Source organism: Turicibacter sp. KK003 (assembly GCF_037014675.1).
Lineage (GTDB): Bacteria > Bacillota_I > Bacilli_A > MOL361 > Turicibacteraceae > Turicibacter > Turicibacter faecis.
In genome coordinates this window covers 1082160-1102036 of record NZ_CP142738.1, presented here as the reverse complement: position 1 = coordinate 1102036, position 19877 = coordinate 1082160, and the positions used below count along the sequence as shown (strand labels likewise).

Here is a 19877-nt window from a genome sequence, read left to right as displayed (position 1 = left end):
TTTTACTTTAACTCGACAACCGTCGCACCAGTTCCACCTTCACCAGCACCACCAAATCTGAATGAGGCCACATGTTTATTTTGTTTTAAATATTTATGAACACCTTGACGGAGAGCCCCTGTTCCGTGCCCATGGATAATTGTCACCGTTTGATATCCCGCTAACAATACTTCATCCATATATTTATCTAAACGTAACATGGCGTCTTCATAACGTTCACCTCGTAAGTCAAGTTGAATCCCTATGTCTGTTCGACGCTTATGAATCATTTTACCTTTAGCCGTATCCTTTTTCTTTACAGATTTACGTAAATACTCTAGGTCATCCGCCTTAATATTTACCTTCATCATGCCAAGCTGAACCATCCATTCTCCATTTTTAGTTTGTTCAATTAATTCCCCTTGACGATTGAGTGAAAGTACCATAACTTCATCTCCCGGCTTCAATGGAGCCTTGTTACGGGCCTTACGTTTAAACTGCTCGGCTTGCTTTGCCTCTGAGGCCTTTAAAGCAGTTAACTTCTCTGTTAATTCATGATCCTTTATCGTCAAGTCTGCCGCCTTTTTGGCTTGGCGTAAATCAGCGACAATTTGTTCTGCCTCTTCCTTAGCCTGGCGAATATTTTCAAATGCCTCTTTTTTTATTTGCTCTAATAATTTTTCTCGCTCCGCCTCAAATTTAGCAATTTTTCGCTCATAGTCTAAGCGCATTTGTTCAACTTCCTGATTTTGCTGTTGAAGACCTTGAATTTCTCGATCAAGTTCTAATCCTCGATCCTCTAACTTAGTAATTAAATCCGTTAACTCTGTCTTAGTTGTTTCAACTCGCGTACGAGCTGCCTCTAAAATTGCCTCTTTTAAGCCAAGACGTTTGGAAATCTCAAAGGCATTTGAACGTCCCGGAACGCCAACTAACAGACGATAGGTAGGTGATAAAGTTTCAATATCAAATTCAACAGAAGCATTAATTACATCATCACATTCATAAGCATAAGCCTTCAACTCAGGATAATGGGACGTTGCAATAGTCCTTGCTCCTCTGACCTTTACATAGTCTAAAATAGAAATGGCTAGCGAGGCCCCCTCTTTCGGATCTGTTCCCGCTCCTAATTCGTCAAAAAGAATTAAGCTATTCACCGTCAAGCGCTCCATAATACGAACAATATTAGTCATATGAGAAGAAAAGGTTGATAAACTCTGTTCGATACTTTGTTCATCACCAATATCAGCAAAAACATGGTCAAAAATAGCTAACTGTGAAGAAGCATGCGCAGGAATCAAAAGTCCAGACTGCGCCATCAACGTCAGTAAACCTACCGTTTTTAATGTGACCGTTTTTCCTCCGGTATTAGGACCGGTAATCACAATTGTTGTGTATTCATCACCAATTTCAATGTCATTTGCGACCACTGTACGCGCATCAATCAACGGGTGTCTTGCCCCGACAAGACGTATAATCCCCTTTTGGTTCATCTTTGGACGTATTCCGTGAATAAGGCGGGCATATTTCCCCTTAGCAAACATAAAGTCAATTTCACTTAAAACGTCGACATTAACAGATAATTCGTCCACAAACTTTTTAACCTCTTCTGTTAATGCCCTTAAAATACGCTCAATTTCGCGACGTTCTTCCACATGGTATTCTTGTAACTTATTATTTAAATCCACCACTTCTTTTGGTTCAATAAAATACGTATTTCCCGAAGACGACTGATCATGTACGGTTCCACCAAATGTATTTTTAGCTTCCGCACGCACGGGAACAACGTATCGCTCATTTCGAATCGTTACAATTCCATCGGTTAATTTATTTCGACGTTCAGCCACAACCTGATTTAACTTCTCTTTAATTCGACTTTCCGTTGCTTGAATCGCTCGTCGGATGGTACGCAGCTCAGGTGAGGCGCTATCTAAAACGGATCCCGTTTCATCAATACAATCATTAATGGCTGATTGCAAACGATTTAGTGAGACTAGACTGTCTACCTGTGACATAAAAATTGGGGCCTCAACTTTTATATCTGTTAACCGATCCGAAAACGCCTTAAGTTGAGAAACGGCATATAATAGTCGGCTAATACTTAAAAGTTCGTTTGCACTCAGTAACGCCGAAATTTTAGCTCGTTTAATCGGTTCCGTAATATCACTTACACCCCCGAGCGGAGCCTCACCCAATGCTAAAATAATCTTTAATGCTTCATCTGATTGATTTAACGTATACTCTACCTGCTTCTCATCTGTAGAGGGCATTAATAAAGCTACCCGCTTTAATCCTAGTGATGACGCACATAATGATTCAACTGTCTGTTTAATTTTATGAAATTCTAATATTTGAATGGCTTGTTTCATTCATCTCACTCCAACTGCCTAAAAAATGCAAATATATTATCGATGTTATTTTATCACAAATTTACCTAAAAACCTAGCCATGTCTATTGATGACATCCACTCATTAAAAATATATAATCTCTTTTATTATTTCACTTCATTGAAATTTTTATTCCCGGCCCTGCGTCCCTTACGGAAAAAGATTATATTTTCATAGGAAACATCTCCTTTTTCTGTTAAAATCATACTAGACACTGAAGAAAGGCAGGAAAGACTATGGCCACTATTACATTAACTGTTTCTCAAGAAAAATTAGAAAAAATGTACCTGCATTATAGCAAACATATCGTTAAAATTCCTAACCATACACTATTCCAAGCAAAAACGGCAAACTGTACAATTACAGCCTATCTAAGTAAAAAAGTAGTTTTTCAAGGAAAATCACCTGAAGTAGAAGCTAAACAATGGGGATCTTCTGCTCAATCAACTCCTAAAACAACGATATCACACTCACAACTTCCCGAACAAATCGCAACAATGAGTGCCGTCGGATGCGATGAAGTTGGCACAGGCGATTATTTTGGACCATTAGTCGTTTGTTGTGCCTACGTCCCGCAGGATCAAATAAAAAAACTTCAAGACATGGGAGTTAAAGATTCTAAAGCATTAAAAGATAGCGAAATTTTGCACCTTGCCAAACAAATCGAACCCTATATTAAACACCAGGTTCTTATTCTACCTAATCAAAAATATAACGAGATGATAGACCGGGGAATGAATGCAAATTCAATTAAAGCTTTTTTACACAATCAAGCTTTACTGAAACTTACCGCTTCGCTTAACCCCTACCCAGAGTATTTAATTATGGATGAATTTGTTAATGAAAGAAAGTATTTTGAATACTTAACCCAACTGCCTAAACAATCTCCTATCATTAAAGATCACCTGTATTTTATACAAAAAGGTGAATCTGTTCATATAGCCGTAGCAGCAGCATCTATTTTAGCACGCGCCTCATTTGTCAAATATATGTCCATTATGAGTAAAAAATTAAACTTTGAGTTACCTAAAGGTGCTGGAGATCCAGTTGATGTAGCAGGACGTCGACTTATCCAACAACTCAATACGCAACAGTTTAAGGACCTAACAAAATGGCACTTTGCTAACACAAAAAAAATTATAAAATAAAAAAAGTTCGCGATGCGAACTTTTTTTATTGAACCCATTCATTTGGATCAAGTTTTAAACGCTGTTTAAACACTTCTAACTTTTCTATTTGGTGGGTTTGATAATAATAGGCCATAACACTACGGTTATAAGTACTATAATCTGTTTGACTTGTTAAATAGGCCCCACGGTTAAAAAGCCCCGTGATTAAAATAAGTAAGGTTGCTCCAGCTAAAAATGTACGTGAGATATAATACGACTGTTTGGGCACACCTAAAATACTTGCGATTAAAAAGCCTCCTAAAAAACCTCCTAAGTGTCCATAAACATCAATACCCGGCTCAATTATGATCCAAAAAATTGAAAAGATTAAAATAGGAAACACTAATGTGCGAACAAAGTGCATAAATATTTTTCGCTGTTCTAGCCCTAAAAATAAAATCGCTCCTAATAACCCATAGGCAACGGTAGAGGCACCAATAGATAACCCTTCTACAAAGGCATAACTACACAAATTACCAAAAATAGCGGAGCCAATCATTAATATAATCATTCGCCACCACCCAAAAACGTGCTCTACCATCCGTCCAAATTGATAAATAAATACCACGTTAAATAGAAGATGCATTAAATCAAAATGTAAAAAGGATGGCGTTAATAACCGATAATAATCCCCCGATAATATGAGCGGATTATATTTTGCCCCATAATTAATAGCAATTGGAACGAGCCATTCCTTTATCGGTTGAAGATGTAAAAAAAGGAAGACCGCTGTTAAAACGATTAAAAATGTATACGTGACGATTGCCCGTGATTGAAACATTAACATGTTCTTGACATGAAGTGCCTTCTCTTTTGTCGACTCATGCATCTGAGCCATAACCTGTGCCATGGGTTGCTCAAGCTCAGCAGATTGCAAATGAGAAAAAAGTTGCTGCAACTCGACATTTTTTTTAAAGTCACTCGCTTCATTAATATCAATTACCTTTAAATAATGGCGATCATCATTTAATAAATGGGGGCGTGTAGGATTAATATTAAGAATAAGAACATTTAATCGTCCCATTAAATAACGACGACGAAGGCGAGCACGTATCACATGCACCTGTTTAAAAAGTTGTGTTGTTTGTTCTTCATTAAACATACTCCGCTGATTAAGATAAATGAGTTGTACCGTTGGATGCGATAAATTTTCTAACCAAACATCTCGCTCATTTCCAACATACACATAACCTTCCTCTGACATTAAATAATGGACGATGTTCATCGCTAATTCACTTTGAATTTCTATCCGAATTTCTTTCATCACACCTCGATTTGTCATCTCATCATCACCCGTACCTATCCTAATTTTTCAAGGCTCTCAAGAGCTTCTTCAAAATAGGAAGGCAGTTCAGCCGAAAACTCTAAGTACTTTCCGGTTTTAGGATGATCAAAACCTAAAACTGCTGCGTGTAAAAATTGACCCCATTCACTACTAATTGTTTTACGTGGTCCGTATTGTGGATCTCCAGCTAAAGGATAACCGATATATTTCATATGAACACGGATTTGATGCGTGCGTCCAGTCTCTAAACGGCATTCAATTAAGGTAAAATTTTTGAAGCGACGTAACACTTTAAAGTGAGTAACTGCATGCTTTCCACCTTCGATTACCGTCATTTTTTTTCGATCCTTTGGATCTCGGCCAATCGGGGCATCAACCGTCCCATTATCATGAGGAATTTCGCCATGAACAAGGGCAATATACCGACGAGTTACTGTTTTTTCCACTAACTGATTAACAAGCGATTCATGCGCAAGGTCATTTTTTGCCACCATGAGTAAACCTGATGTATCTTTATCAATACGATGCACAATTCCTGGACGTAAAACCCCATTTATTCCTGATAAATTTTTTGCTTGAGCCATTAATCCATTTACAAGTGTTCCACTCATACTTCCTGGAGCAGGATGAACAACCATACCTGATGGTTTGTTCACTACCATTACATAGTCGTCTTCATAGACAATATCTAAATCCATGTCTTCTGGAACAACATCCAACGCTTCTGGTTCGGGAATAGTTAGATGGATTTGATCATTCAAACGGCATTTATAGTTTGCTTTTTCCACTTTTTCATTGATCAGGACTTTTTTATCCTTAATTAATTGTTGAATATACGAGCGGGATAAATCGCTAAATAATTCACTTAATACTTTATCTAGTCGAACACCTACTAACTCCTCTGGTACGATTACTAATTCTTGGTCCATAAATTGCACGTCCTTTCCATAAAGCAAAACTACCCTTTATAACCTCCCCGTTTATCTTTTCATATCATTTTTAATGTTATCCGCGTTTTTTAACATCTAAAACAGCATCAATTCCCATTAATAAAACACCTATACACAAGGCACTATCGGCAATATTAAAGATAGGAAAATCATACCCAAAAATATAAACATTAATAAAATCGGTGACTTGCTGATAAAGCACACGATCAATTAAATTTCCTAGGGCTCCCCCTAAAATTAACGATAACGCAATTAAAAGCAATTTTTCTTTTTTAACATCTAACTTTTTAATCCATAGAACAACCATTGTGACGACTAAAACTGTAACGACATAGAAGAAAATCATTTTACCTTGTAATATTCCCCAAGCAGCCCCCTGGTTACGGTGCGACGTCAAATATAAAAAATGATCAATTAATGGGATAGATTGACCAATTGTCATATATTTCATCACTAAAAATTTAGATAATTGGTCAATAATTAGTGAGGAAACAACGATAAAAAAAGAAAGCCACATTTATTTCACTACTCCTTTATTCTTCATTTTACCTTGACATTTCACCATTATAACAAACAATTTATTTTTTGTATACATTCCCCAATCCTTACCAAGATATCTCGACATTCAGTCCATCTTATTCCTTTAATTCGAGTTGAATAGAAACTGCTATTGTTCCCATTTGACGATAGGTGACACCTGCCGCATCTAACATTCGTTTAGAAGCCAACGTACTATCCGTATTCGCATATTTGTCACTCATAAAGATAATTTCATCAATTCCAGACTGGATAATATATTTTGCACACTCATGACAAGGAAATAACGAAACATATAATCGACATCCACTTAAATTTCCAGTGCTATTTAAAATTGCGTTTTGCTCAGCATGGACAACATACGGATATTTTGTTTTTAGAAAATCCCCTTCACGTTCCCATGGAAATTCTTGATCTGAACACCCTCTTGGAAATCCATTATAACCAATTCCTACAATACGATTTTTTTTATTAACAATGCATGCTCCAACTTGGGTTTGAGGGTCCTTGCTTCTCATCGCCGATAAGAGTGCAATCCCCATAAAATATTCGTCCCAACTTAAATAAGTTTCCCGCATTTATTAAGGCACCTCCAACTCTTCTGTTTTTACTATCTACTCTATGACCACCTTTTGTTGATCAGAGAAAAATTGCTACTATCGATCCTGTCAGTCTTTTTACCTTAGGAAGCGCCTAACGAACAACATCTTCTCAGATATTTCTTTTCCACCATGAATCATAGGCTTATTCTGAATAAATATTTAAAATATTAGCTTCTATTTTATCTTGAGAACTAGTCTTAGAACGTGTTAATGATTGTATTTGGTAATCTAAATTTTCGTTAATTAACGTAAACTTTCCAGTTAATTGTTCCACCTCTAAGTGTTTCAAGTAAAGATTTTCTCCAGTGAAATCACCGTTTACCGTTTCAGCGGATAACCTTCCTCCATCTAAGTCAGATAATTGAAATTCACCATTCACTGTTTCAAATGAAAACTCATCTGAGTCAACTTGATTAACTTTTAAGGCTCCATTCACAGCTTCTAAATCAAGAGATGTTAAAAATTCACTCTTGTTTACAAAGATATGTCCATTTACTAGCTCCAACTCACCTTCTTTAAAGGTAGAACGAGTCACACTAATCTGTCCATTCACTACCTCAACATTTAAATCTCGTCCATCTGCTTCTAAGCAAACATTTCCATTCACCGTTTCTAAATCAAAATCGACGGTATCACCAGGAACCTGTATAGTAATCTTCGCTTTTTTCTCTTTCATGTCACCAAATGGCCAAATGAAAGGTTGTTTTTTTTCTTTGATCACGAGTTCCCTGTCAGTTCTATCCATCCGATAATGCTCTGGACGATCCGTACTGATTTTAACTCCTAGTTCTCCATTTTTCGATTTTTCAATCATAACATCCGCTTGAATTAATTCAACACTTACGTCAAAAGGTGTATCTACCGGCAATGTAAAGTAGCTTTCATGAATAGATTCCCCATTTGACCCTATTTCATACGATAAATTTGTTGTTCCCCCAAATCGAGGATCTAAAAATCTAGATAAAATATGATCAACTTTCATCGGTAAATCAATTACTCGAGTTAAAATTCCCGTTATTATTCCGGCAATAATTACACTCATTAAAATAATAGAAAACCCTTTAATCTTTCTCCCCATATAAATCCCCCCTAAAATACAACATAAGGAACTTGACGCTAAAATGGCCCCTCCGTGATAACACAAATTATTTAAAGTTTCTCTTCATTTTATGCAAAAATAATCAAAAATTTTCCTCTTTATCATTCATTAATAGAAAGGACAATAACCTAAAGGCTATTGTCCATCTGAATTATCCATTAACGACTTCTGAACAACGGTTACAAATTCCCGCTTCATCGATATCATCTACAATTAACCAACAACGTGCACATGTATGCCCTTCTGCTGCTTCGACGATAACCGATAATCCATCAAATTGTAACGCTTGATCTGGCGCCTGACCTTCTTCGATGACTAAGTCAGACACAATGAAAATTTGTTTTAAATCAGCGTTTAATGATTCTAATAATGCTTTCTTCGATGCGTCTGGATATAAATGCAATGATGCATTTAATGATTTACCAATAACCTTTTCATTACGCGCAATTTCTAATGCTTTTAACACGTCATGGCGTAAGGCTAATAATTGGTTCCATTTTGCCGATACCTCATCCGCATTTTCATACAATTTAACCTCCGGCATATCTGTTAAGTACACAGATACCTCAGTGCTTCCTGGAATATATGAATAAACTTCATCCGCCGTATGAGGAATAACTGGTGCAAGTAATCGTACTAAATCGCAAACATGATGGTATAATACCGACTGAATTGAACGTCGTGCGTGGCTATCTTTTGCATCAATGTATAAAATATCCTTTGTAAAATCTAAATAAAAGGCGCTTAAATCATTTGAAATATAGTTGTTAATTGATTTAAAGACATCATCAAAACGATATTCCTCGTATGCTGCCTTTAATTCAGCTGTTAATTCATTTAAACGAATCATCATAAATTGATCCACTTCGTTTAAAGAGTCATAATCTAATAAATCTGTTTCAGGATTAAAATCATTTAAGTTCCCTAATAAGAATCTAAATGTATTACGCATTTTACGATAGCTTTCAGAAACTTGTTTTATTAAATCTTCAGAAATACGTACATCTGCCTGATAATCAACTGAGGCTACCCACAATCTTACAATATCTGCTCCATACGTGTTAATTAATTTTAATGGATCCACTGTGTTTCCAATCGATTTAGACATTTTGCGTCCTTGTCCATCAAGTACGAATCCATGACTCACAACAGTTTTATACGGTGCTTTTCCTGTCATTGCAACTCCCGTTGAAAGAGAAGAGTTAAACCATCCTCGATACTGATCTGAACCTTCTAAATATAAATCAGCTGGATATGGTAAGCCACGCTCTACTAAAACGCCGTGGTGAGATGATCCTGAGTCAAACCACACATCCATGATATCCATTTCTTTTCTGAATTTTCCATTTGGGCTTCCAGGGTGAGTAAATCCTTCCGGTAATAAAGCTTCAGCCTCTAACTCAAACCAGATATTTGAACCTTTTTCACGGAATAAGTTAGCCACGTGGTTAATCACAGCCTCATCTAAAATAGCCTCACCATTTTCCGCATAAAAAACAGGAATTGGAACTCCCCAAACACGTTGTCGTGAAATACACCAATCTGCACGATCCTTAATCATATTTCCTAATCGCACTTCTCCCCATGATGGTAACCATTTTACTTCCTTAATTTGTTCCATCATTTGAGGCTTTAATGCTTCGATTGAAGCAAACCATTGTTCCGTTGCACGGAAGATAATAGGTTTTTTTGTACGCCAATCATGTGGGTAAGAGTGAGTAATAAACTTTAATCCAAGTAACGCACCATTTTCCTCTAGCTTTTGTCCTACAGCTTTATTCGCATCTTCATAGTATAATCCTTCGAATTCCAATGCTTCTTTTGTCATATAGCCGCGATGATCAACTGGACATAAAACTTCTAAATTATATTTACGTCCTACGTTAAAATCGTCTTCCCCGTGTCCTGGAGCCGTATGAACAAGACCTGTCCCAGCTTCTAGTGTGACATGATCCCCTAAGATTAACAATGATTCACGATCAAAAATTGGGTGTTTTGCGGTCATATATTCAAAGTCTGACCCTTTATGTGTTGCAACAATCTCATAATTATCCCAATTAAATTCTTCAGCTAAAGATTTAACAAGCTCTTTAGCAACAATAAACTTACGTCCTGAAACAGCTACTGTCGCATACTCTAAATCTGCATTGACACAGATCGCTAGATTTCCTGGAATCGTCCAAGGTGTTGTTGTCCAAATGACAAACTCTTCATCACCTGACAGAATATCTTTTCCATCCACCACCTTAAAGGCAACATAAATAGATGGTGATTTCTTATCATGGTATTCAATTTCTGCCTCTGCTAGTGCTGTTTCCGATGACGGTGACCAATAGATAGGCTTTAATCCCTTATAAATCAAACCATCTTTCACCATTTTACCAAACACTTTAATTTGCTCAGCTTCAAACTCTTTTTGTAATGTAATATAAGGATTGTCCCAGTCACCTAATACACCTAGACGTTTAAATTGTGTTTTTTGTCCTTCTACTTGTTCTAAGGCATATTGTTGGCATAATTCACGGAATTCTGCTACTGTTTTTTCTTTACGATTAATTTTTTTATTATTTGTTAACGCCTGCTCAATAGGTAATCCATGTGTATCCCAACCCGGAATATAAGGAGAATAAAAACCATTCATATTTTTATAACGAATAATAAAATCTTTTAATATTTTATTCATCGCATGACCCATGTGAATATTTCCATTTGCATATGGAGGCCCATCGTGTAAAACAAACGGTGTTTTATCTTTATTTTTATCTAATACACGTTGATAAATCTTTTCATCATACCACTTTTGTTCAATTTGTGGTTCTCGTTTAGGAAGATTCCCACGCATTGGGAAATCTGTTTTAGGCATTAATAACGTTTCTTTTAATTCCATCGTACAATTACCCCTTTTTATCTTTTTATATAGTTTCATGAGAATAAAAAAAACTTTTCATCACCTAAGGACGAAAAGTTTCGTGGTACCACCTTAATTCACAGTAAAAAAATAAAAGTTTTACTGCCTCTTACCATTTATCGCATGGATAACGTCATGCTTTTTATTCACATGAAAGCTCCTGGATGATTCTATATTATCCTTTTTGCCGATCTTTCACCGTCATCGACTCGCTGAAAAAAAGTTGATATTATAGCATGGCCCACTCATCGCTCATATTTACTATATTTGTATATCATTTTAAATAAAAACGATATAAAAATCAACATATTTTTAGTTTTTTCTAAAACAATTTCGAATGTCATCCACTTTTGTATTTAAAAAATCAATCAGTTCATCTTTAATTTGCAATTGTTGTTGTTCAAAAATTGCTGTTTCATCAATTATTCTTTCTACATCTTCCATCGCCTGTTCAATCATTACCTTAGAGATTTTTTCTGTTTCTTGAATAATTTTAAGTGCATCTCGCTTCGCGTGGTTCTTTAATGTTTCAATTTGTTCTAATTCATTTTTTAAGTGCGATTGAGAAGCCTGTTGCATGAGTTGAACTTCTTTTTTTAAAGATTTATTTTGATTCTCTAGCGATTCAATTTGTTCAATTAATAAACAAAAGACACGATAAAGTTCTTCATCTGAGAACTTCTCCCACGATTTTTTCATCTGAACTTTTAACATTTCTGCCGGTGTCATGTCTTTCCCCCTAACTACACTACTTTTCCTACGATAACAATTTTTCGTCCACTTTTAGTTTGCGATTTAATTTCCAATAGTTTATAGCGTCCATAACGTTTAATTGAAATCATATCTCCAATGTGACATTCCTTAGAATGATTTTGCTCGACCTTAAAGTTATGTTGAATATTGCCTTGCTTGATTGATTCGGACGTAAACGAACGTGACTCCTTCGTTAACGCACAGACAATAACGTCTAACCTCATTGATGAAACGATTATTTCACGTCTTTCATAGGTTTCAATACGCTCTAATTCATTTATTTTTTTCTTCACCAGACTAATCGAGTGTCTTCCAACCTTGACTAAGGCTTGCTCAATAAAAGGTGCCATCTCCTCACATACGGCTAGGAAGATTCTCTTATCTGCTAATATTAAAATATCACCGATAATCTGTCTTTCAATTCCTAAGGACATGATTGTCCCCAATACTTGAGGGTGTCTCAGATCCACCATTTTATGGGCGTATCTCACTTCATACCCTATGACTGTATAACTAAAATCTTGGTCGTTTAGATAAGTTGGAATCAATATAGCCCGCTTTCTTTCTGCATTTTTAAATCCACCAATCCATTGAACCTCAACATCAGAAAACTCATTTACTAGCATCTGAACAATTTCCTGTTCTCGAGGCGTTAAAAATTTCGTTGTCTTTAGTTGATAGCCTTCATAGACTTGGTGGATTAAATCTTCCATCCTTACTATAAAACCGTGCTCCTCTTTTTTAAAATGAGCTAAATTCATAGTAAAATATTTATTAGACCTTGCATCGCAAACTCCAATACGATAAATGCGACAATCGGTGAAAAATCAAACATTCCCAGCGGTGGAATAATTTTTCTAAAAATTGATAAATACGGTTCGACAACTGCACCTATTGCACGTCCAATCTGTGTCGAGCGAGTTTCTGGAATCCAACTCATAAAAATATAGATCAACATTAAAAATTGATAAATCCCTAAAACTGATCTAAATAGTAATATGATGTATGTCATATCTATTACTCCTCTATTTCTTGATGAGGCTCGTTCATTGTTACTTGACCCTCAGTTTCTACACTCTTTGGTGTACATAAAAATAAATTTGTTCCCACACGTTTGATATCCCCATCAATCGCATAAATTGTTCCACTTAAGAAATCAACCACACGCTTCGCTTGAGATTTTTCTAAACGTTGAAGGTTAATAAAAACTGGATAGTTTTCTTTTAAACAATCCGCAATATCCTGAGCATCAGAATACTCATTTGGTTCGCGAATAATTACTTTATTTAAATTACTATCAAATTTTAATCGATTTAATTCATTATTCATTGGCGTCACAACACTCTTTCCTTTACTCGTTGATGTATGAGTGGCGTTTGAAACAACCGTTAAATCAGGTTTAGGCAGCGGTGCCGGCTTAATAACTTCTGGCTCTTCAAACTCCTCTTCAAAATCATCCATTTCATATTCCTCTTCGTCTATTCCCATCATTGTTTTAAGCTTATCTTTAAAACTCATCTTCTTCTCCTCCTATAATTATTTGTGTTTGTGTCTGAAATATACTAGTCTTGAAATAAAATGGATCCGAGTCTTATATGCGTTGCCCCTTCCTCAATGGCAATCATATAATCTTGACTCATTCCCATCGATAAGCGATCGCAAGTTACTCCCCCTTGGTTTAACGTTGCAATCTTTTCCTGTAATTGCTTCAAACCTTTAAAGCAGCGACGTATCACAGTTGGATCATCGGTATTCGGCGCCATGGTCATTAATCCAACAACTTTTATCATTGGGTACGATTTTAACGCCTCTAAAAATGAAATTACCTCATCCACATCAATTCCATGCTTACTCTCCTCTTTACTAACGTTGACTTGAATAAAGCAAGGTAATGGTTCCCGACGGTATTTTTGTATTTCCTTTGCCAACGATAAACGGTCGAGCGAATGGAGACAAGAAATTTCGTTAATAACCTCTTTTACTTTACGTGATTGTAGGGTTCCAATAAAATGCCACTCTATTGGTAAAGATATCTGTGATTTTTTCTCAAGCAGCGCATCTACACGATTTTCCCCCATCATTGTAATTCCACAAGCAAAAAGGTCCTTAATTTGTTGCACACCCACATACTTTGTTGCTGCAACAATATTTACATTTCGTCCATCAGCAGCAACCAATTCAATATTTCGTCGCACCTTGTCGACATTTTTAGAAATATTCATACTATCCACCTATCAATTCATAATATTACTGCATGATACTATAAATTATACCATAATTCATAGGGAATGGAAAATTTTTTTATTCTCCTTTGCGGATATTATTTGATTCCCCACTTCGACACCCTTCTGTAAACTTAAAAAGGAAAGGACAACACGGCCCTTTCCTTTTTTATTGTGTTGCAGATTTACTTTTCACTAAAATTCGTTCAATTGTTGAGCCACATTAACGATAATAACATCCTCTCCAATTTTTAAAATTTGATTCCACGGAACGACAACTGATGCCTCATCTTTAGAAAAAAAACTAACAAATTTCATTGACGGTTGAACTGTAATTGCGATAATTTGTCCAGAGTTCGTATCAATTCTTAAGCTAGATACAAAACCAATTCGCTCACCTGTCACCACATTAATGACATCCTTCTCTTCAATATCACTTAAAGTCATAATTGAATCTTTCATCATTTCCCCCACCTTTATATCCATGTAATTCATTTTATGTCCTTCTTTTCAGAAATATGTAAGCTATCCCTATTTATCTACTCTGATGAAAGCCTATAAATAATAACCACGTGATTTTCATCAAAAAAAGTGTGCTAAGGGCTATTCCCTTTACACACTTTTTTTGAATGAAGCAACAACAAAAGTTAAATTAACTTTTCATCATTTCTTCCATGGTATGTAACGCATTCTTTTCTAATCTTGACACCTGGGCCTGAGAAATTCCAATTTCGGCGGCAATTTCCATTTGTGTTTTTCCCATAAAGTATCGATCATGAATAATCCGTTTCTCACGACGACCTAATCGCTTAAATCCCTCTTCTAACATTAACTTAGCACTCCATTTTTCATCCGTAATACTATCATCTTTAATTTGATCAATTAAATGGATGGTATCTCCTCCGTCATTATAAATAGGGGAGAAAATAGAAACCGGATCTGAAATAGCCTCTACTGATAACACAACGTCAATGGGTTCCACACCGATTGCCTTAGCGATTTCCTCATTCGTTGGGTCACGTTGCAATTCAATCGACAATTGATCTTTCATCTGTAACACTTTATATGCAGTATCACGTAATGAACGAGAGACGCGTAAAGAATTATTATCACGTAAATAACGTCGAATCTCACCAATAATCATAGGCACAGCATAAGTAGAAAATTTAACTTCATGAGATAAATCAAAGTGATCAATAGCTTTCATTAAACCTAGACAACCAACTTGAAATAAATCGTCTAAATTTTCTCCCCTATGATTAAATTTTTTTATAATACTTAATACGAGTCGTAAATTCCCCTTAATGAGGGCTTCACGAGCATCCATATCACCACTTTGAAACTTTTTAAATAATTCAATCATTTCTGCATTTGTTAGTACTTCTAACTTTGATGTATCGACTCCGACAATATCAACTTTATGTTTGGACATGATGGTCCCTCCTGTTGCACTACATTGTTCCTACACAGAAGTATGAGCAACATCATGTCAAATCATTCATAAATTATCATTTTATTGTCATTTTCTTTCGACACATTATTTTATTTTTAAAACCTCTTTACGGATCTTATCAATAATTTTCTTTTCTAATCGCGAAATGTACGACTGTGAAATATCTAACTTTTGTGCAACTTCTTTTTGTGTTAAAGGCTCTTCTCCACATAATCCAAATCGCATATACATGATCTCACGCTCGCGTCTTTTTAGGCGATTAATAGCATCAAATACGAGTTGTCTTTCAACATCTTCTTCAATATCTTTATAGACCTCATTTTCCTCAGTTCCTAAAATATCAGATAAGAGTAATTCATTTCCATCCCAATCTACATTTAATGGTTCGTCTAAAGAAACTTCATGTCGAATTCTGTTCGTCTTTCGTAAATGCATTAAAATCTCATTTTCTATACATCTAGACGCGTAAGTGGCTAACTTAATATTTTTATCCATCTTAAACGTCTGCACTCCCTTAATCAGGCCTAATGTCCCAATACTGATCAAATCCTCTAGATTAACACCTGAACTTTCAAATTTCTTCGCAATATATACCACTAATCTTAAATTATGTTCGATTAATGTTTGTCTCGCCAGCTCGTCCCCTTCTTGAAAGTTAGTTAAAACCCTGAATTCTTCCTCCTTAGATAAAGGCTCTGGTAGTGTTTCATTTCCTCTAATATAGTTTACGTAATTTTTCTTTCGTTTACTAATCTTTTCAAACCATTTAATAAAGAACATCATTAAAGCCTGCATGTCATCTCCCCCTTGACTCCCAATCCATCTAGATACTTCTTACTATACTTGGTTGAAGTAAAAAATCGTATTCATAAAATTGATTTTCTACAACCCCTATGAGCACATTCTGTATCACCTTATCATTAATTAATAACAGTGTCGGTTTAAAAACTAACAATCTCTGTTGATCATCATTTATGACCGAGTAACCAGTCGACCATGATGAGATCGATTGCCTATTCAAGAATTCTTCAATCTCCCCTAAACAAAGCATCTCTTTTGGAACCATCATAATAGGTAATGCTGTTTTTTCATCTGTTAAATGATTCCCGGTATCAACGAATCCACTCCCCTTTAGCTCAGTTGATCCACAAAAAATACGCACCTCATAAATAAACTGGTCAATTAACTGCTGACTATTTAACCAGCGAACCTTTAAGATATATATTAATGTCACAACAAACGAAAGCACCATTAAAACACAAATATATGGAACAATTGTTAAATCAAATTTAATAAAATGACTAATCGTATAAATAGAACCACTTAAAATAAAACTCAAGCAATAAAAATATAAGGTTTTGGTAATAAACCCTTTAAGATTCCCCTTTGAAAAGACAATGAGTAAAACAACAATTGGAACACCGCCTGCTAATGCGGTAAAGTCTATCATGAATAACATAGCACTCAGTACTAGACTACTCAAAAGTCCCAAACTTAAGCGGGAGAGCTTCATTCTTTCTTCAGTTAAGATGGCTACACCATTTAAAATGAGATAGTCGTAAATTAAATTTTGAATGATGAACAAATCTAGGTACATCTATATCTCCCCCCTTTTCTATCCCCTCGATTACCTCTACATTTTATCCAAAACCATGTGTAAAATCTGTCAATTCTTTGTTCAATCCTGACTTTATTTAGAAAAAATAACCACTAATTTTGCTTCTTTTTAACAATCGACGTATAAAATAAAGGGGATTTTCTATAATAATATTAAAAATAGGTTCTATAATATTTGGTGTGGGTGGGATTACTCACACCTTTTTGATTGCCATAAATATTGAGACAAAAAAAGAGACATAGTCCCCAAAATCCTATACAATGTAATCGGCTAAAACAACACGAAAGGATTGGTTTTATGTCTCACACTAATTGTATCTCAACTTTACTTGATTTAAAAGATAAAAATATTACTTTTTCAAAAAATTGTATCCAAGAAACTCAGATTAAGAATGTTCGTTCTAAACTTATTTTGGGAACTCTTTCTTTTCAACCGACTCATTGCTACCACTGTGGTCATTCTTTTGACTCAAATATCATTAAACACGGCTTCAAAACTTCACGTATTAAGCTAGTCAAAATTTCCGGATTTGATGCTTATCTAGACTTAAAAAAACAACGTTATAAATGCCGTCATTGTGACCGAACATTTACCCTAGAAACATCTCTTGTTAACCCTAATTGTTTTATTTCCACTCCCGTAAAACAAGCCATCTTTTTAGAAGCTAGTCATAAGAAATCCGAAACAGATATTGCACGTGAGCTTAACGTTTCTCATTCAACCGTTAACCGCGTCATTCATTCTTCCTATGAAGAACAGCCGCTTCCCTTTAATTCTCTCCCAAAAGTTCTTTGTTTTGACGAGTTTAAGTCGGTTAAATCGGCCGAGGGAGCAATGTCCTTCATTTTTTGTGATGCGTCCAATGGAAAGCTAATTGATATCGTTGAAGACCGTCGCTTAAGTACACTAAGGACTTATTTTATGCGATTTTCTAAAGCAGCTCGTGAAGGTGTAACCCACGTCGTCATTGACATGTACGCCCCTTATATGACACTCATTAAAGAGGTATTCCCTAAGGCTAAGATTGTTTTAGATAAATTTCATATCGTTCAACTAGTCTCTCGTGCTCTTAATAAAACACGCATTCGTTTCATGAATCAAAATAAAGAGTTTTATAATAAATTCAAACATTATTGGCGACTTCTCTTAAAAGCCCAAGAAGATCTTAATGCCACTCATTACTTCTATTCCAACTGCTTCAAAAAGATGATCTCTCAACAAGAAATTATTGACTTTTTATTAGCCCTAGACCCTGAACTAAAGGAGACTTATGATTTCTACCAAACTGTCCAACAGGCTATTAAACTTCGTAACCTTGAAATATTTCATCATGCCATTCAACACCCCTCTGATCTGCTTTCACACGAAATGAAAACAGCTTTAAAAACACTCACTCATTATCAAGACTATGTCAAAAATACAATTGAAACTCCTTATACCAATGGAGTACTCGAAGGAATTAACAACAATATCAAAGTCATTAAGCGAATCGCTTTTGGATACCGTAGTTTCTACCATTTCAAAGCAAGAATTTTGATTATTCATAAATACACTTTTGAACAAAAAAAGAAGAGGAATCAAACCATCTAAAGAATAGCCTAATTCCTCCCGATTATATGTATAGATTTTATTCACCCACACTATTTGACAAAGAACCTAAAAATATTTATTTAAAGTCTCTTAGATAATCACGCAGTTCAAACGAACTATGTCTACATAAAAAAAAGAGAGACATAGCTCTCTTTTTATTTATAACGATTCATTAACCAGTTAGGGATCATTTCAACATTATCCCCACCGAATGGTTGACGTTTAGGTTGTGATGGTTTTGGTTGCTCCGGTGTTGTTGGAGCTTCTTGCTCCGCTTGTGGTGTAGTTGTCTTTTTATTTCTATTATCACCAATTAACATTTCTACCGGTTTTGCTGTTGCATTTGTTTCATCAAATCCAGTCGCAATAACCGTTACAATTAAATCTTCCCCTAAATCAGGATTAATTGTAGCACCATAAATAATATTAATTTCTGTTGTTGAGGCATCACGAATTGTTCGTAAAGCTTCATCAACTTCAAATAAGGCAATATCCATTCCACCTGAAATATTAATAATAGCATCTGTTGCCCCATCAATATCATTTTCTAATAATGGACTCGCAATCGCTTTTTTCGCCGCCTCTGTTGCACGATTTTCACCTGTTCCTAAACCAATTCCCATAATAGCTGATCCCTTATTATGCATAACTGTTTTTACATCGGCGAAATCGAGGTTAATTAAACCTGGAACGGCAATAATTTCTGAAATTCCTTGAACACCTTGACGTAAAACATTATCCGCTTCGCGGAATGCTTCTAACATTGGAGTCGTACGATCTACAATTTGTAATAATCGATCATTAGGAACAGAAATTAATGTATCAACATTCGCCTTTAGTTCTGCAATACCGCGTAAAGCAAAATCTGTTCGGCGTTTTCCTTCAAATGTAAACGGGCGTGTAATAATTCCTACCGTTAAAGCTCCACTTTCTTTTGCAGCTTTGGCAATAACAGGTGCTGCACCAGTTCCTGTTCCTCCACCCATTCCGCAAGTAATGAAGACCATGTCGGCTCCCTTTACTAACTCTTTTAATTCACTTAAATTTTCTTCAGCTGCATGTTGTCCAACCTCTGGATTCCCTCCTGCGCCTAATCCGCGTGTTAAATCACGTCCGATTTGAAATTTACGATCTGCAATTGCTAAATTTAACGCTTGTGCATCCGTATTAACAACGACAAACTCTACTCCTTGCACATCATTTTCAATCATACGATTCACGGCATTACTTCCACCGCCACCTACACCTACAACAATAATTCTTGGGGCATATGTAAATTCATTTCCAAATCCGAAACCTTCCATCCCTGAAACCTCCTCTTTCC

The 19877-nt window shown here is 35.7% G+C and carries 19 protein-coding genes; 2 read left to right on the top strand and 17 right to left on the bottom strand.

The features are described from left to right. Positions 1–2 precede the first annotated feature (2 nt). Positions 3–2348, bottom strand: a complete 2346-nt coding sequence (locus VXM77_RS05530; protein ID WP_161831726.1) for an endonuclease MutS2 — start codon at positions 2346–2348, stop codon at positions 3–5. A 255-nt stretch (positions 2349–2603) separates the two neighbouring features. Here VXM77_RS05530 and rnhC point away from each other — a divergent pair, with 255 nt between their 5' ends. Further along, positions 2604–3515, top strand: coding sequence for a ribonuclease HIII (gene rnhC / locus VXM77_RS05525; protein ID WP_161831725.1), 912 nt, complete (start codon positions 2604–2606; stop codon positions 3513–3515). A gap of 25 nt (positions 3516–3540) precedes the next feature. On the opposite strand, the gene VXM77_RS05520 is transcribed toward rnhC, so the two are convergent. The 15 genes from VXM77_RS05520 to VXM77_RS05450 all read right to left on the bottom strand — a co-directional run bounded on the left by VXM77_RS05520 (position 3541) and on the right by VXM77_RS05450 (position 16942). Next, positions 3541–4818: a rhomboid family intramembrane serine protease gene (locus VXM77_RS05520; RefSeq protein WP_161831724.1), complete on the bottom strand. Its 1278-nt coding sequence runs from the start codon at positions 4816–4818 to the stop codon at positions 3541–3543. A 17-nt stretch (positions 4819–4835) separates the two neighbouring features. Then, on the bottom strand, positions 4836–5750 hold the full coding sequence (locus VXM77_RS05515; RefSeq protein WP_161831723.1) for an RluA family pseudouridine synthase: 915 nt from the start codon (positions 5748–5750) through the stop codon (positions 4836–4838). A gap of 76 nt (positions 5751–5826) precedes the next feature. Next, complete coding sequence (gene lspA / locus VXM77_RS05510; protein ID WP_161831722.1) at positions 5827–6288, bottom strand: signal peptidase II; 462 nt, start codon at positions 6286–6288, stop codon at positions 5827–5829. 118 nt (positions 6289–6406) lie between these two features. Continuing rightward, entirely contained in the window at positions 6407–6886 is a 480-nt protein-coding gene (locus tag VXM77_RS05505) for a dCMP deaminase family protein (RefSeq protein WP_161831721.1), read from the bottom strand. Between the two features lie 166 nt (positions 6887–7052). Further along, positions 7053–7988: a DUF4097 domain-containing protein gene (locus tag VXM77_RS05500; RefSeq protein ID WP_262953729.1), complete on the bottom strand. Its 936-nt coding sequence runs from the start codon at positions 7986–7988 to the stop codon at positions 7053–7055. Positions 7989–8160: 172 nt separating this feature from the next. Then, positions 8161–10896 carry an isoleucine--tRNA ligase gene (gene ileS, locus VXM77_RS05495; RefSeq protein WP_161831719.1) on the bottom strand — a complete coding sequence of 912 codons (2736 nt, stop codon included), beginning with the start codon at positions 10894–10896 and terminating at the stop codon, positions 8161–8163. Between the two features lie 333 nt (positions 10897–11229). After that, a complete protein-coding gene (locus VXM77_RS05490; RefSeq protein WP_161831718.1) occupies positions 11230–11646 on the bottom strand; it encodes a hypothetical protein in 417 nt (138 codons plus the stop codon). Between the two features lie 14 nt (positions 11647–11660). Then, a complete protein-coding gene (locus VXM77_RS05485) occupies positions 11661–12383 on the bottom strand; it encodes a YlmH/Sll1252 family protein (protein ID WP_262950424.1) in 723 nt (240 codons plus the stop codon). A gap of 44 nt (positions 12384–12427) precedes the next feature. Continuing rightward, entirely contained in the window at positions 12428–12682 is a 255-nt protein-coding gene (locus VXM77_RS05480) for a YggT family protein (protein WP_161831716.1), read from the bottom strand. 5 nt (positions 12683–12687) lie between these two features. Continuing rightward, entirely contained in the window at positions 12688–13188 is a 501-nt protein-coding gene (locus tag VXM77_RS05475) for a cell division protein SepF (RefSeq protein ID WP_161831715.1), read from the bottom strand. Positions 13189–13232: 44 nt separating this feature from the next. After that, a complete protein-coding gene (locus VXM77_RS05470) occupies positions 13233–13892 on the bottom strand; it encodes a YggS family pyridoxal phosphate-dependent enzyme (RefSeq protein WP_161831714.1) in 660 nt (219 codons plus the stop codon). 195 nt (positions 13893–14087) lie between these two features. Beyond that, positions 14088–14354 (bottom strand): YlmC/YmxH family sporulation protein, encoded by a 267-nt coding sequence (locus tag VXM77_RS05465; protein WP_161831713.1) that lies wholly within the window; start codon positions 14352–14354, stop codon positions 14088–14090. A 190-nt stretch (positions 14355–14544) separates the two neighbouring features. Then, on the bottom strand, positions 14545–15324 hold the full coding sequence (sigG, locus tag VXM77_RS05460; protein ID WP_161831712.1) for an RNA polymerase sporulation sigma factor SigG: 780 nt from the start codon (positions 15322–15324) through the stop codon (positions 14545–14547). A gap of 105 nt (positions 15325–15429) precedes the next feature. Further along, positions 15430–16140 carry an RNA polymerase sporulation sigma factor SigE gene (sigE, locus tag VXM77_RS05455; RefSeq protein ID WP_161831711.1) on the bottom strand — a complete coding sequence of 237 codons (711 nt, stop codon included), beginning with the start codon at positions 16138–16140 and terminating at the stop codon, positions 15430–15432. A 28-nt stretch (positions 16141–16168) separates the two neighbouring features. Then, positions 16169–16942 (bottom strand): sigma-E processing peptidase SpoIIGA, encoded by a 774-nt coding sequence (locus VXM77_RS05450; RefSeq protein WP_161831710.1) that lies wholly within the window; start codon positions 16940–16942, stop codon positions 16169–16171. Between the two features lie 318 nt (positions 16943–17260). On the opposite strand from VXM77_RS05450, the gene VXM77_RS05445 reads away from it, so the two are divergent. Further along, a complete protein-coding gene (locus tag VXM77_RS05445) occupies positions 17261–18553 on the top strand; it encodes an ISL3 family transposase (RefSeq protein WP_338507311.1) in 1293 nt (430 codons plus the stop codon). Positions 18554–18708: 155 nt separating this feature from the next. Here the strand turns inward: VXM77_RS05445 and ftsZ are convergent, their stop codons facing one another. After that, positions 18709–19857, bottom strand: a complete 1149-nt coding sequence (ftsZ, locus tag VXM77_RS05440; RefSeq protein WP_161831709.1) for a cell division protein FtsZ — start codon at positions 19855–19857, stop codon at positions 18709–18711. Positions 19858–19877 lie beyond the last annotated feature (20 nt).